At 43.8% G+C, this 14,740-nt stretch carries 17 protein-coding genes and 1 rRNA gene; 17 read left to right on the forward strand and 1 reads right to left on the reverse strand.

The features are described 5' to 3' along the window. Positions 1-24: 24 nt before the first annotated feature. From rrf to rsmI, 14 genes are all read left to right on the forward strand, one after another. Positions 25-140: ribosomal RNA gene (rrf, locus tag ACH32G_RS18300) — 5S ribosomal RNA — on the forward strand. Between the two features lie 173 nt (positions 141-313). Further along, positions 314-508, forward strand: a complete 195-nt coding sequence (locus tag ACH32G_RS18305) for a sigma factor G inhibitor Gin (RefSeq protein ID WP_007409914.1) — start codon at positions 314-316, stop codon at positions 506-508. Between the two features lie 152 nt (positions 509-660). Further along, entirely contained in the window at positions 661-1,275 is a 615-nt protein-coding gene (locus ACH32G_RS18310; RefSeq protein WP_448814674.1) for a 5-bromo-4-chloroindolyl phosphate hydrolysis family protein, read from the forward strand. A 15-nt stretch (positions 1,276-1,290) separates the two neighbouring features. Beyond that, positions 1,291-2,409 (forward strand): toxic anion resistance protein, encoded by a 1,119-nt coding sequence (locus ACH32G_RS18315; protein ID WP_448814675.1) that lies wholly within the window; start codon positions 1,291-1,293, stop codon positions 2,407-2,409. Positions 2,410-2,487: 78 nt separating this feature from the next. Then, positions 2,488-3,921, forward strand: coding sequence for an aminotransferase class I/II-fold pyridoxal phosphate-dependent enzyme (locus ACH32G_RS18320; RefSeq protein ID WP_448814676.1), 1,434 nt, complete (start codon positions 2,488-2,490; stop codon positions 3,919-3,921). Next, the gene (gene tmk / locus ACH32G_RS18325; protein WP_047478044.1) at positions 3,918-4,556 is read left to right on the forward strand and encodes a dTMP kinase; all 639 of its coding nucleotides are present in this window, start codon (positions 3,918-3,920) and stop codon (positions 4,554-4,556) included. The genes ACH32G_RS18320 and tmk overlap by 4 nt, the downstream gene beginning before the upstream one ends. A gap of 70 nt (positions 4,557-4,626) precedes the next feature. Next, complete coding sequence (gene darA / locus ACH32G_RS18330) at positions 4,627-4,956, forward strand: cyclic di-AMP receptor DarA (RefSeq protein ID WP_004264734.1); 330 nt, start codon at positions 4,627-4,629, stop codon at positions 4,954-4,956. A 12-nt stretch (positions 4,957-4,968) separates the two neighbouring features. Then, the gene (locus ACH32G_RS18335) at positions 4,969-5,409 is read left to right on the forward strand and encodes a YaaR family protein (RefSeq protein WP_448814677.1); all 441 of its coding nucleotides are present in this window, start codon (positions 4,969-4,971) and stop codon (positions 5,407-5,409) included. An 11-nt stretch (positions 5,410-5,420) separates the two neighbouring features. After that, complete coding sequence (holB, locus tag ACH32G_RS18340; protein ID WP_016936513.1) at positions 5,421-6,410, forward strand: DNA polymerase III subunit delta'; 990 nt, start codon at positions 5,421-5,423, stop codon at positions 6,408-6,410. A gap of 2 nt (positions 6,411-6,412) precedes the next feature. Beyond that, positions 6,413-7,240, forward strand: a complete 828-nt coding sequence (gene ricT / locus ACH32G_RS18345; protein WP_004264723.1) for a competence/sporulation regulator complex protein RicT — start codon at positions 6,413-6,415, stop codon at positions 7,238-7,240. Positions 7,241-7,254: 14 nt separating this feature from the next. Then, positions 7,255-7,614, forward strand: a complete 360-nt coding sequence (gene yabA, locus ACH32G_RS18350; protein WP_016936514.1) for a replication initiation-control protein YabA — start codon at positions 7,255-7,257, stop codon at positions 7,612-7,614. A 60-nt stretch (positions 7,615-7,674) separates the two neighbouring features. Continuing rightward, positions 7,675-8,418, forward strand: a complete 744-nt coding sequence (locus ACH32G_RS18355) for a tRNA1(Val) (adenine(37)-N6)-methyltransferase (protein ID WP_045926503.1) — start codon at positions 7,675-7,677, stop codon at positions 8,416-8,418. Further along, the gene (locus ACH32G_RS18360) at positions 8,405-8,704 is read left to right on the forward strand and encodes a GIY-YIG nuclease family protein (RefSeq protein WP_047478056.1); all 300 of its coding nucleotides are present in this window, start codon (positions 8,405-8,407) and stop codon (positions 8,702-8,704) included. The genes ACH32G_RS18355 and ACH32G_RS18360 overlap by 14 nt, the downstream gene beginning before the upstream one ends. Further along, complete coding sequence (rsmI, locus tag ACH32G_RS18365) at positions 8,679-9,560, forward strand: 16S rRNA (cytidine(1402)-2'-O)-methyltransferase (RefSeq protein WP_448814678.1); 882 nt, start codon at positions 8,679-8,681, stop codon at positions 9,558-9,560. The genes ACH32G_RS18360 and rsmI overlap by 26 nt, the downstream gene beginning before the upstream one ends. A gap of 49 nt (positions 9,561-9,609) precedes the next feature. Here rsmI and abrB read toward each other — a convergent pair whose 3' ends face one another. Beyond that, positions 9,610-9,900, reverse strand: a complete 291-nt coding sequence (gene abrB / locus ACH32G_RS18370) for a transition state genes transcriptional regulator AbrB (protein ID WP_169510469.1) — start codon at positions 9,898-9,900, stop codon at positions 9,610-9,612. Between the two features lie 483 nt (positions 9,901-10,383). Between abrB and metG the strand changes: the two genes are divergently transcribed. From metG to ACH32G_RS18385, 3 genes are all read left to right on the forward strand, one after another. Beyond that, a complete protein-coding gene (metG, locus tag ACH32G_RS18375; RefSeq protein ID WP_448814679.1) occupies positions 10,384-12,375 on the forward strand; it encodes a methionine--tRNA ligase in 1,992 nt (663 codons plus the stop codon). 75 nt (positions 12,376-12,450) lie between these two features. Next, complete coding sequence (locus ACH32G_RS18380; RefSeq protein WP_342007289.1) at positions 12,451-13,218, forward strand: TatD family hydrolase; 768 nt, start codon at positions 12,451-12,453, stop codon at positions 13,216-13,218. A 134-nt stretch (positions 13,219-13,352) separates the two neighbouring features. After that, entirely contained in the window at positions 13,353-14,678 is a 1,326-nt protein-coding gene (locus tag ACH32G_RS18385; protein ID WP_099744504.1) for a G5 and 3D domain-containing protein, read from the forward strand. The last annotated feature ends 62 nt before the right edge of the window (positions 14,679-14,740 follow it).

Genomic DNA, 14,740 nt, shown 5'->3' on the forward strand with positions numbered 1-14,740 from the left:
GTTTTGAGAGAACACTCTCAATGGTTTGGTGGCGATAGCGAAGAGGTCACACCCGTTCCCATGCCGAACACGGAAGTTAAGCTCTTCAGCGCCGATGGTAGTCGGGGGTTTCCCCCTGTGAGAGTAGGACGCCGCCAAGCAATCATACGGTAAAGGCAGCTCATCATGAGCTGCCTTTTTTGTTTTGAATAAAAACAATACAAACACCGAAATACGGCAACGCCCATATACTAATTGCAAACTTCAAAAAGGTCCAAATTGTGTATACAATCAATGGCTTCAGGGAAGGCTATTCATACGGAGGTGGGCACAAATGAATGAAACGTCCAGCCATGAAGAAACATGTATTGTGTGTGAAACTAAAAAAAGCAGGGGTATTCATATTTATACGAAATTTATATGTTTAGAGTGTGAGAAGAAAGTAGTTTCAACTCCAACCTCTGATCCGAATTATGAATTTTTCGTTCGTAAACTGAAAAGCCTTCATACACCGACATTATATTCTTAACCCTGAAAAGGGTCTTTTTTTTGCTTTAAAATAAGGGAGTAGTTTTTTCACTTTTTATAAAAGAACTGATACGATAAGAAGAGGAACTTGTTTAGAAATGGAATGTAATAGATAATACTGATAAAAGTGAATAAATAGGAGTCGATCCAAATATGAAACCGTTTATTCAATATATGAAATGGATGCTTTGCGGCAGCGCAGTTTTTGTATTAGCGGGGACAGCCGCTTTTACGATAGGGCATCAGCCTTTTCTGTATTCGCTTTTATACGGAGCAGCAGGCGGAACTGCCGTCAGTATGGCCGGACTGTGGAATGCGAAGCGCCTCTTTTTAAAAAAACACCGGTTGACAAGAAAAGAATATACTTATATCAAGGAAAATCTTGAGGAAGCAAGAAATAAAATCGTTCGATTGCGCAAGGCGCTTTTTCGCTCTAAAAGTATACAAATGCTGAAGCAGAATGCAGAGATACTGCGGATAACGCGGCGGATATATCTGCTCACCAAGCAGGAGCCGAAGCGTTTTTATCAGGCAGAGCGTTTCTATTATCAAACGCTTGATTCTGTTGTGGAGCTGACCGAAAAGTATGCTCTGCTCTCATCACAGCCGCGAAAAAATAAAGATTTATCAATGGCCTTGAGTCAGACAAGGATGACTCTTGCGGAGCTTGCCAGGCGGCTGGAAGAGGATCTTCATGAACTGATGAAGGAAGACATCGATGATCTGCATTTTGAACTAGATATGGCAAAGCAGTCACTGAGAAAGTAAGAAAGGGGGAAGGAAATGGCCAAAGACCGTTCCGATGATATCATGGGCGCTCAAAATGATCAGGCTGATCTAAAGCTTGCAGATACGCTGCCGGAAGAAAAAAGAGAAGCGGCACTTCAGCTCGCTGAAAAACTGGATCCCGGGAACATGCAAAGCATTGTTCTATTTGGTTCACAGGCGCAGGCGAATCTTCTTGAATTTTCCCATACGATGATAGAGCATGTGCAAAGAAAAGATGCAGGAGAGATGGGACAGATACTGTCTGATTTGATGAGAAAGCTTGACCAGGTAAACCCCGATGATCTGCAGATGAAAAACAAAGGATTCTTTGCCCGTTTGTTCAAAAGGGTATCCGGCTCTGTACAAGAAGTGCTTTCGAAATATCAAAAGACCAGTGTACAGATTGACCGTATCAGCAGAAGGCTCGAACTTTCTAAAAATGGGCTGTTGAGTGATAATAAATGGCTAGATCAGCTGTACGCCCAAAATAAACGTTACTTTTCTGACTTAAATATGTATATAGCGGCGGGTGAATTAAAGTTAGATGAGCTGAAAACAAAGCTGATTCCCGAAGCGGTAAGAAAAGCTGAATTAGGGGAACACAATCAAATGGCCGCTCAGGAAGTGAATGACCTTCGCCAGTTTGCCGGCCGTCTGGATAAGAGAGTGCATGATCTGCTGCTGAGCAGGCAGATTACGCTTCAGAGTGCGCCGCAAATCCGTCTGATTCAAAACACGAATCAGGCACTGGCAGAGAAAATTCAATCCTCCATTGTTACGGCTATTCCTTTATGGAAGAATCAAGTCGCCATCGCCCTGACACTAATGAAGCAGCGGAGTGCGGCAGATGCGCAGCAGAAGGCGGCGGATACGACGAATCAATTGCTCCTGAAAAATGCTGAGCTTTTGAAAACAAGTACAGTCGAGACCGCCAAAGCCAATGAGCGCGGACTTGTTGAGGCAGATACCCTAAAAAAAGTGCAGGAAAGCTTAGTCACCACACTGGAAGAAATCATGTCTATTCAAGAAGAAGGCAGGATGAAGCGCAGGCGGGCCGAGGAGGAGCTTATGATTATGGAAGGCGATTTGAAAAAGAAACTGCTTGATATGAAGTCCGGCCGGGATAATGGCTAGTTGGCAAAAAGTCTTAGCTTTAAGTTGGCTCACAGGCACGATATAATAAGAAAGACAGGCAAAGGATTTGTTTAAAATATGGACACACCTTTATATACAGCGCTGCTGAAGCATGCGCACCGAAATACGTATTCTTTTCATGTTCCGGGACATCACAATGGAGATGTCTTTTTTGATGAAGCCAGATCTGTATATCAATCTCTTTTATCTATTGATATGACTGAGATCACAGGGCTTGATGACTTACATCACCCGACGGGAGTCATCAAGGAAGCACAGGATTTGCTGAGCAGACTTTACGGTTCTCGGGAAAGCTTCTTTCTCGTCAATGGAACGACTGCCGGCAATCTGGCAATGATTTTAGCTGTTTGTGAACCGGGCGAACCCATTCTGATCCAGCGTAATTGTCACAAGTCTGTTTTCCATGCGGTGGCAATGGCTGGAGCCAAGCCGGTGTATTTAGCGCCGGAAATTGATAAAAACATGCATGTTCCGGCCCATGTACCCCTTCCGGTCATTGAAAAAGCGTTAGCGTCATATCCGAATGCGAAAGGCCTTGTTCTGACTAATCCGACTTACTACGGTCATGCTGCCGATTTGACCGCGGCAGTTAACAAAGCCCATTCATACGGCGTTCCTGTACTGGTGGATGAGGCTCATGGCGCTCACTTTGTGTTAGGTGAACCGTTCCCGCCATCATCATTGGATATGGGGGCGGATGCCGTTGTTCAATCGGCTCACAAAACGCTTCCGGCTATGACGATGGGATCTTACTTTCATTTAAACAGCACCCGCATTGACAGAGATCGATTAACCTATTATTTAAGCAGTTTGCAAAGCAGCAGCCCGTCATATCCGATAATGGCCTCTTTAGATACGGCGCGCGCTTATGTTCAGGATATCGCTGAAAAAGGGACACTCCCCGGTCATATGGCGCATATTGAACAAATCAAACGAATGTTCGCATCAATTTCTTCTATTGAAATGATCGAACCTTCCGGATTTGGGCTCAGGGCGGATCCGTTAAAATTCATTCTTCGGTCAAAGCTCGGACATTCCGGCTATTCATTACAAAGTATGTTGGAGAGTGAAGGCATTGTTGCCGAGCTGGCTGACGAGTACCAAGTATTGCTCGTCCTGCCGATAGGCGGCCGGCGGATGATAGAACAGGAAACCGTAAGAAACATACAGAGGAAACTGGAGAATACACCGCCCGATAAATTGCCGGATACCGTGAATTGGACCTTTCCGTCCATTTCGACACTTGAATATCCGCAAAATGAGATACGGAAGTTTACAAAAGAGCTTACGGATATAAATAAGGCGGCCGGACGCTTGCACGCGGGGAATATTATTCCCTATCCCCCGGGAATTCCGCTGATCATGGACGGAGAACGGATAACAGAAGAGATCGTACAAAAGCTTTCCCGTTTAATCGGCATGGACGCGCATATTCAAGGCTTGTTAAACGGGGAACAACTACTTGTTTATACAGAAGAGGAGAAATCATGAGCGGTTTATTTATTACATTTGAAGGTCCTGAAGGTGCAGGGAAAACGACTGTGCTTCAGGAAGTGAAAGAGATTCTGTCGGCAAAGGGGCTTCCGGTAACAGCGACAAGAGAACCGGGCGGCATCGACATTGCGGAACAGATCAGAGAAGTGATCTTAAATAAAAACAATACACTGATGGATGCAAAAACGGAGGCGCTGCTCTACGCCGCTGCGAGAAGACAGCATTTAGCCGAGAAGGTGCAGCCTGCATTGGAAGAAGGACGCATTGTGCTGTGCGATCGTTTTATCGACAGTTCGCTGGCTTATCAAGGCTATGCGAGAGGGCTCGGCATTGATGAAGTGCTTTCTATTAACCAGTTTGCAATCGGCGATACGATGCCTGATGTCACTATCTATTTTTCTATCGATCCGGAAGAAGGGCTGAAACGGATTACGTCGAATGATTCAAGAGAAAAGAATCGTCTTGATCTTGAGGCCCTGCACTTTCACACGAAAGTTCGGGAAGGATATCAAAAGGTGATGCAGCTTTTTCCGGAAAGATTTCATACAATCGACGCATCGAAAAAGAAGGAACTCGTCATTCAGGACGTACTTCAGGTGATAAATGAAACATTGAAAAAAATTCAGTTGTGACCTGTTTCTCATAAGTTGATATAATGAATGTAACGACCATGTTCTTTCCAACCTAAAGGGGGCCTATAGAATGAAATTAATAGTGGCAGTGGTGCAGGATCAAGACAGCAACAGACTTTTGAAAGTATTAACCGACCACAACTTCAGGGTGACGAAGCTTGCGACAACAGGCGGATTTCTTAAATCAGGCAATACGACGTTTATGATCGGGGTGGAGGATATCCGTGTCGATAAAGCGCTCAGCCTCATTAAAGAAAATGGCTGTAAACGTGATCAGATGATTGCCCCGGTATCCCCGATGGGCGGGAATGCGGATTCTTACGTTCCTTATCCTGTCGAAGTGGAAGTCGGCGGAGCGACGGTCTTTGTCCTTCCGGTCGATGAATTTCATCAATTTTAAGGATTTGACGACGTGAAAATAAATTCTGACTTACGCACATTTATTGAGAAAAAGCAGCAGCCTGCTTATAAAGCGGCAGAGCTTTCCGGGACGTTTAAAAGTTCAATGGACAGCCAAAGCAGCAAGCTGAAATTTGACCAGCTGAGCAGGTTCTTAACGGATATAGAAACGTTCGGGAAAAGACTGACGAAGTCGAGGAACTTCAAAGACTTAGCGAAATTCAAAGGATTGATAAAACGTTTTGTGAAAGAGGCCGTTGACAGCGGATTATCGCATGAAACGACGAAAAGCTTTGACATGTACGGCAGCAGCCGGACCTTGGGGCTTGTGAAAGAAATAGATGAAAAGCTGCTCCAGCTGACGGAAGAGATGTTAGATCAGGAAAAACCGGCAATTGATTTGCTGGATCGAATCGGAGAAATAAAAGGTTTATTGATTAACCTTTACACATAGAGAGTGATACAATGGCAATATCATGGAAGGAAATGACCGGGCAGCAGCCCAGAGTAATGCGTCTTTTGCATAATAGCATTGAAAAGAAAAGGCTTTCTCACGCATATCTGTTTGAAGGCAAAAAAGGTACTGGCAAATTGGATGCCGCACTGCTTCTCGCAAAAAGCTTTTTTTGCCTTGAAGACGGGACTGAGCCTTGCGGGGAGTGCCGGAACTGCAAGCGTATTGATTCCGGAAACCACCCCGACCTGCATGTGGTTCAGCCCGACGGATTATCCATTAAAAAAGCTCAGATCCAATCGCTTCAGGAGGAGTTTTCTAAAACAGGACTGGAATCGCATAAAAAGCTGTACATTATATCCCATGCGGATCAAATGACGACAAATGCGGCAAACAGTCTGCTGAAATTTTTAGAGGAGCCGAGTCAAGACACTATCGCTATTCTGATTACTGAGCAGCTCCACAGAATATTGGATACCATCGTTTCGAGATGCCAGGTTCTTCCGTTTCAGCCGCTTCAGCCGAAAGCAATAGAAGAAAGGCTGGTTGAACAGGAAGTAAGCCCTCACATGGCCAGACTCTTAGCAAATATGACAAATAATATTGCGGAAGCAGTCGAATTAAGTCGAAATGATGAGTTTGCAGAGTCCAGAGCGAAAGTGATAAAATTGTATGAAGTCTTACATCAGCGGAAAGGACATGCCTTTTTCTTCATTCAGGATCAGTGGGTGCCCTTTTTCAAAGAAAAAACCCATCAAGAAATGGGTCTTGATATGCTCTTATTGATATACCGTGATGTATTATCCATCCAAATTGGAAATGAAGATAAACTGATTTATCAAGACTTATTCCAATCAATAAAACAGCATGCGCTGCAATTTACACAAGAAAGCGTTACGAACCAAATTCTCGCTGTTTTAGAAGCAAAAAAACGGCTTCATTCCAATGTGAATACACAGGGATTAATGGAGCACTTGGTGTTAACGTTGCAGGAGGGATAAGCTTGTACAACGTAATAGGCGTCCGCTTTAAAAAAGCGGGAAAAATTTATTATTTTGATCCGAACGGATTTGATATAGAACAGGACAGCTGCGTCATTGTTGAAACTGTAAGAGGTGTCGAATACGGGCAGGTTGTCATCGCAAATAAACAAGTGGACGAGCATGATGTTGTGCTTCCGCTTCGAAAGGTCATTCGCGTTGCTGATGAACGCGATCTTCTCATTGTAGAAGAAAATAAACAAGAGGCCCTGTCCGCCTTTGAAGTCTGTCAGAAAAAAGTAGCTGACCACGGCTTAGATATGAAACTCGTTGATGTTGAGTTTACGTTTGACCGCAATAAAGTCATTTTTTACTTCACGGCTGACGGACGGGTTGATTTCAGGGAATTGGTCAAAGACTTGGCTTCTATCTTTAAAACAAGAATCGAGTTGCGCCAAATCGGTGTGAGGGACGAGGCGAAAATGCTCGGCGGTATCGGCCCGTGCGGGAGAATGCTTTGCTGCTCCACGTTCCTCGGTGATTTTGAACCGGTATCCATCAAAATGGCAAAGGATCAAAACTTATCGTTGAACCCGACGAAAATTTCCGGTCTGTGCGGCCGTTTGATGTGCTGTTTAAAGTACGAAAATGATGAGTATGAGACGGCAAAAGAACAGCTGCCGGATTTAGGCGAAATGATTACGACGGCAAACGGCCCCGCAAAGGTTGTCGGTCTTAATATTCTGGAACGGGTGCTTCAGGTGGAACTGAAGAATCGTGAAAAAGTGATAGAATATACTTGGGAAGAGCTCTTGGAAGAGGGCGTCGTATCCGCACAAACCACAGATTAACGAGGTGTGGAACCTTGGATAAAAAAGAGTTATTTGATACTGTCATAAACCTGGAGGAACAAATCGGTTCGCTGTACCGTCAGCTGGGTGACTTAAAGCAGCATATCGGCGAAATGATTGAAGAGAATCACCATCTTCAGCTTGAAAACAAGCATTTGCGTAAGCGGCTTGATGACACGACAGAGCAAATTGAGCAATTCAAAGCCGATCAGAAAGAAACAAAAACACAGAAGGCAGAGCAAAGTGATATAGGAGAAGGGTACGATAATCTGGCCCGGCTGTATCAAGAAGGCTTTCATATTTGCAACGTCCATTATGGGAGCGTCCGCAAGGGAGATTGCCTTTTTTGTCTGTCCTTCTTAAATAAAAAATGAGGAAAAGGCTTCCGCTGATGTCGGAAGCCTTTTTCAAAGAGTGCCGAAAGGAATAAGATTATGGTTTCATTACGTGATGATGAAAGATTGGATTACTTATTAGCAGAGGACATGAAAATTGTACAGAGCCCGACGGTTTTCGCTTTTTCATTAGATGCCGTGCTGCTGTCAAAGTTTGCATACGTTCCGATTCAAAAGGGAAACATCGTTGATTTATGTACGGGGAATGGAATTGTGCCGCTTCTGCTTAGTACAAGGTCAAAGGCGGATATCACCGGGGTTGAAATTCAGGAGCGTTTGTATGATATGGCGCTCCGAAGCGTGGAATACAACGGGCTGGACGATCAGATCAGACTCATTCATGATGATCTGAAAAATATGCCGGAAAGACTCGGACATAATAAATATGATGTTGTCACCTGCAATCCGCCTTATTTTAAAACACCGAAAGAGGCTGAGCAGAACCTGAACGAACATCTCAGAATCGCAAGGCACGAAATTCTTTGCACGCTTGAAGATGTAATTTCCGTCAGCAGCAAACTGTTGAAGCAAGGCGGAAAAGCCGCGCTCGTTCATCGGCCGGGCCGGCTTTTGGAAATCTTTGAATTAATGAAAGCGTACCGAATAGAACCGAAACGGGTTCAGTTTATCTATCCGAAACAAGGAAAAGAAGCGAACACTATTTTGGTTGAAGGAATTAAAGGCGGCCGCCCTGATCTCAAAATTCTTCCTCCGCTGTTTGTATATGATGAACAAAATGAATATACGAAAGAGATCCGCACGATTTTATATGGAGACAAATAGTCATTTCTTTTATGTGCTGCTGTGCAATGACAACAGTCTTTACGCCGGTTATACAAATGATCTGCAAAAACGGCTGAAAACCCACAATGAGGGAAAGGGCGCGAAGTACACAAGGGCGCGGAGGCCGGTTTCGTTATGCCATGCGGAATCATTTGACACAAAACGGGAAGCCATGCAGGCGGAATACCGTTTTAAGCAGCTGACCCGAAAGAAAAAAGAACAATATATAGAAGAAAAACGAAGCAGCAAGGAGGCTGTATATGTTAAGTCGCCAGATGAGTTTTAACGGAAAATCTGAAATGGGAATCCTTTATCTTGTTCCTACACCGATCGGCAACTTGGAGGACATGACCTTTCGTGCAGTGGAGACGCTGAAATCGGTCGATGTCATAGCTGCCGAAGATACGAGACAGACGAAAAAGCTGTGCCACGTCTATGATATAGAAACATCTCTTACCAGTTATCATGAACACAACAAAGAAAGCAGCGGCCATAAAATTATTGAATGGCTGAAAAACGGAAAGAATGTGGCTTTGGTCAGTGACGCCGGTATGCCGACAATTTCCGACCCGGGGGCTGAGATTGTAAGAGATTTTACCCAAATCGGCGGTTATGTCGTACCGCTTCCCGGTGCAAATGCGGCGTTAACTGCGCTGACCGCATCAGGCATCACCCCGCAGCCGTTTTTCTTCTACGGATTCTTAAACAGACAGAAGAAAGAAAAGAAGAAAGAACTCGAAATCCTGAAAAAACGCCAGGAAACGATGATTTTTTACGAAGCGCCGCACCGATTAAAAGAAACATTAACCGCCATGCATAACGTTTTGGGAAATCGAAACATCGCCGTCACGAGAGAATTAACGAAAAAGTACGAGGAATTCATCAGAGGAACCATCGCCGAGGTGCTTGAATGGGCAAATGAAGATCAAATCCGCGGTGAGTTCTGTCTCGTTGTCGAAGGCAATCAAGCCACTGAACCGGATGAAGATGACAAGCCTTGGTGGACGGAGCTTTCTGAGAAAGAGCATGTGGAGCATTACATAAACGAAGGAGCATCTTCCAAACAGGCCATAAAACAAACAGCGGTAGATCGGAACGTTCCGAAACGCGAGATTTATGACGCTTATCACATTCAATCATAAAAAAAACCGTTCTTGTATCGTAACAAGAACGGTTTTTGTATGAAATAACTTATTTTTGGTTTTGAAGCTGATTTTGAATTTCAGAGATGATTTGCTCAGCGCCTTCTTTGCTGAGTACCAATTTGCCGCCGGCAAGTTTAAGGTTATCATCAGAAACTTCACCAGTAACTTGGCAAGTCATGTTTGGTTTATATTTTTTCAGGATGATTTTTTCATCATCAACATAAATTTCAAGAGCGTCTTTTTCTGCGATGCCCAGTGTACGGCGAAGTTCGATAGGGATAACTACGCGTCCAAGTTCATCAACTTTACGTACGATACCAGTAGATTTCATTAACAGTCTCCTCCCGAGAGATAATTATTTTGTAGTTTATATTTTTCTTCGTCATTATTCGACAAAATTCCTTACATTCCTAGCATAACAAGGTTTCCAATAATCGTCAATCTTTTTGTTTACTATTGATTGTAAGAATTAGTTCTTATAGTAAGTAAAGCCTTGGAAATCCTGAAATAACAGGCTTTTTGACTGCTTTTTCGAACCTATTATCCTACTGAAAATCCTTTTAAATCAAGACTTTCGAACCAAGATGTTTTATATTAGTAGATTATATACGACAAATTTCGACATGTTAAGACTTTTTTTAATTTCAATAAAAATTTTTAATTTTATTTACTCTTTTACGCGCAGTACGTATATATCCTTGATCTTAAAGGCTAAGATGGTATCATAGATAGAGGACAAATATCAATATTGTATATCAAATAAAACCGCTCTCGTCCTTTGGGCGTGAGCTTTTCGACATTCTGAATGGGAGGTTGCAACATGCCGCAAGACAATAATACTTTTTATATTACGACCCCGATATATTATCCGAGCGGAAAATTACATATCGGCCATGCTTATACTACCGTGGCCGGCGATGCGATGGCGCGTTACAAAAGATTAAAAGGATTTGACGTACGCTACCTGACAGGAACGGATGAACACGGACAAAAAATCCAGCAGAAAGCGGAGGAAGAGAATATCACACCTCAGGCTTATGTGGATCGTGCCGTGGCTGAGATCCAAAAACTATGGAAGCAGCTCGACATTTCTCACGATGATTTCATCCGGACGACGGAAAGCCGGCATAAAGAAATTATTGAGAAAGTGTTCCAAAAGCTTCTTGATAATGGTGATATCTATCTGGATGAGTATGAGGGCTGGTACAGCATCCCTGATGAAACATTCTATACTGAAACACAGCTGGTGGATGTGGAACGAAATGAAAAGGGCGAGGTTGTCGGCGGAAAAAGCCCGGACAGCGGCCATCCAGTCGAATTAATCAAAGAGGAGTCATACTTCTTCCGCATGAGCAAATATGCAGACCGCCTGCTGAAGTTTTATGAGGACAATCCTTCCTTCATCCAGCCTGAATCACGCAAAAATGAAATGATTAACAATTTCATTAAACCGGGGCTTGAAGATTTGGCCGTTTCCAGAACGACGTTTGACTGGGGCGTAAAAGTGCCGGGAAACCCGAAGCATGTCGTGTATGTATGGATTGACGCATTGTTCAACTACATTACGGCGCTCGGTTACGATACGGAAAATGACGAGCTTTACAAAAAGTACTGGCCTGCTGACGTACACCTTGTCGGTAAAGAAATTGTCCGTTTTCATACCATTTACTGGCCGATTATGCTGATGGCGCTTGATCTCCCGCTCCCTAAGCAAGTATTCGCGCATGGCTGGTTATTGATGAAAGACGGAAAAATGTCGAAATCAAAAGGAAATGTCGTTGATCCGGTAACACTGATTGAACGCTACGGCTTGGATGAGCTTCGCTATTACCTGCTTCGCGAAGTGCCGTTTGGTTCAGACGGTGTCTTTACGCCGGAAGGTTTTGTAGAACGGATTAATTATGACTTGGCAAACGACTTAGGAAACCTTCTGAATCGTACAGTCGCTATGATCCAAAAGTATTTTGACGGTGAGATTGGTTCATATGAAGGAAATGTGACCGATTTTGATTCAGAGCTTTCTTCTGTAGCCGGTGAAACAGTTAAAGCATATGAAAAGGCAATGGAAAACATGGAGTTTTCAGTGGCTTTATCAACACTATGGCAATTAATCAGCCGTACGAACAAATATATTGATGAAACTGCTCCGTGGGTGCTGGCAAAAGATCCGGAAAAACAAAAAGAATTACGCTCTGTCATGTATCATTTAGCTGAATCATTGCGTATTTCGGCCGTACTGCTTCAGCCTTTCTTAACGCAGACGCCTGAAAAAATGTTTGCTCAGCTCGGGATTGAGGATCAGTCTCTTAAAGCTTGGGACAGCATCCAGACATTCGGCCAATTAAAGAACGCGAAAGTGAAAAAAGGGGAGCCGCTTTTCCCACGTCTTGAAGCTGAAGAGGAAGTAGCTTACATCAAGCAAAAAATGCAAGGGCCTGCTCCTGTGAAAGAAGAAAAAACAGAAGAGCCGCAAGAAGCAGAGCATCTTCCGGAAATTACGTTTGATCAATTTATGGATACAGAACTTCGCGTCGCAGAAGTCTTGTCCGCAGAACCGGTAAAAAAAGCGGACCGTCTGCTGAAGCTGCAAATTGATCTGGGCTTTGAACAGCGCCAAGTCGTATCAGGTATCGCGAAGCATTACACACCGGATCAGCTTGTGGGAATGAAGATCATTTGTGTAACGAATCTAAAACCGGTAAAACTGAGAGGCGAGCTTTCTCAAGGGATGATACTGGCAGGAGAATCTGACGGCGTCCTTAAGGTTGTAGCTGTCGACCAGTCATTACCGAAAGGCACCAGAATTAAATAATAGATGCAAAAGGTGTTTCACGTGTAACATTTCGTCGAACACCTTTTGTTTTTCAACAAGAAAGGAGTTTTTATGATGCTTTTTGATACACATGCACACTTAAACGCCGAGCAATTCGACACAGACTTAGAAGAAGTCATTGCGCGTGCAAAGGCTGAAAAAGTTGAACGAATCGTCGTTGTCGGATTCGACAAACCTACCATCACGCGTGCAATGGAGCTGATTGAGGAATATGACTTTATATACGCTGCGATCGGCTGGCATCCGGTAGACGCAATTGACATGACAGAGGAAGATTTATTATGGATTAAGGAACTGTCTGCTCATGAAAAAGTCGTGGCAATCGGAGAAATGGGCCTTGACTATCACTGGGACAAATCACCGAAGGATATCCAAAAAGAGGTATTCCGGAAACAAATCGCGCTTGCCAAAGAAGTGAACCTTCCAATTATCATTCACAACCGTGATGCAACCGAGGATGTTGTCACGATTTTGAAAGAAGAGGGAGCGGAAGAAGTCGGCGGCATTATGCACTGCTTTACGGGCAGCGCGGAGGTTGCGCGGCAGTGTATGGATATGAATTTCTATATCTCATTCGGAGGACCGGTTACCTTCAAAAATGCGAAGAAACCAAAAGAAGTGGCAAAGGAAATTCCGAATGACCGTTTGCTGATCGAAACTGACTGTCCTTTCCTGACACCCCATCCTTTCCGCGGCAAACGAAATGAGCCAAGCTACGTGAAATATGTTGCTGAACAGCTCGCGGAATTAAAAGGACTGACGTATGAAGAAATTGCTTCGATAACAACCGAAAACGCAAAAAGACTTTTCCGCATGAACTGACAAAATGCGCTGTCGTAACGTGTAAAGGCTTGTCCGATTCAGTGGATATGTAAAACGGTTCTACAAGCTTCCTTCTTCTCATAAGATAGGTTGTCGATATGTCTCTCTTCCTTTTTTTGCTTTGTTTTTGCATAATGAGGGATACGCTGAAGGTTTTTGATCTTCGAGATGGGAGGGTTGACAGCATTTTAGATACTCTATATAATCTCTCCGAGGAGAAGGAGGCGTTTTTCATCACACAAAAAATGAAAAAACTGTTTTCCGTAAAGCTTGGTAAAAGCAAGGTTATTCTTATTGCAGCTATTATTCTGCTGGGCGGAACCGGGACTGCATACGGGGCACATGAGCTCTCAAAACAATCAGTCTCTGTTTCTATCAACGGCAAGAAAAAGCAAATACGCACTCATGCAAAAACGGTTGGGGAACTTCTGGAAGATTTACATATAGAGACAAGAAATGAAGACCGGATTACCCCGTCTAAGCAGACAGCATTGGCTGAGAACATGAATGTCGTGTATGATGCTGCAAAGCAGATCCGTGTGACAAGAGGCGGAGAAGAAAAGACTTTATGGTCAACGGCAAAAACAGTCGGCGCATTTCTGAACGAACAGCATACACCTGTGAATCAGCACGATAAAATAGATCCAGCAGCAGATACGAAAGTGACAAACGGCATGAAAGTCACGGTCGACCCGGCTTTTCAGGTCACTGTAAATGATGCGGGAAAGAAAAAGAAAATATGGACGACTTCGACTACGGTCGCTGACTTTTTAACGCAGCATAAGATGGACATGAAAGACGAAGATAAAGTAAAACCGGCATTACACGAAAAGCTCACAAAAGATCAGGCCGGCATACAAATCACTCGTATCGAAAAAGTCACCGATGTAGTTGAGGAAAAAATAGCGTATCGAGTGAAAGAAAAAGAGGATGCGTCTCTCGACAACGGGAAAGAAAAGATCGTTCAAAAAGGAAAAGAAGGCAAGCTTAAAAAGCATTTTCATGTTGTCAAAGAAAATGGAAAAGAAGTATCAAGAAAGCTTGTCAAAGAAGAAACATCTGAAAAAAGCAAAGATCAGATCATTGCGGTCGGCACAAAGCGGCACAGTCCCAAGATTGAGCAGCTCAGTGCACCGGTGAAGGCATCTTCGGGTGAAACCGGATCTTCCGGTAAAGTGATTACCGTGTCTTCCACGGCATATACCGCAAGCTGCAGCGGCTGTTCCGGCCATACGGCTACAGGCGTTAACCTGACAAGCAATCCGAATGCCAAGGTCATTGCGGTAGACCCAAGCGTCATTCCGCTCGGCACAAGAGTCCACGTAGACGGATACGGGGATGCTGTGGCCGCAGATACGGGCTCAGCCATTAAAGGAAGACGGATTGATGTCTTTTTCCCTGAAAAATCTTCGGCATACCGCTGGGGAAAGAAACAGGTCAAAATAAAAATTTTAAATTAATTCCGATTCATTCAGAGGGTTTTGCGCCCTCTGTTTTTTTCGTTATAATAGGTAAAGTGTAT

Source organism: Bacillus sp. CIS52, from assembly GCF_053545315.1.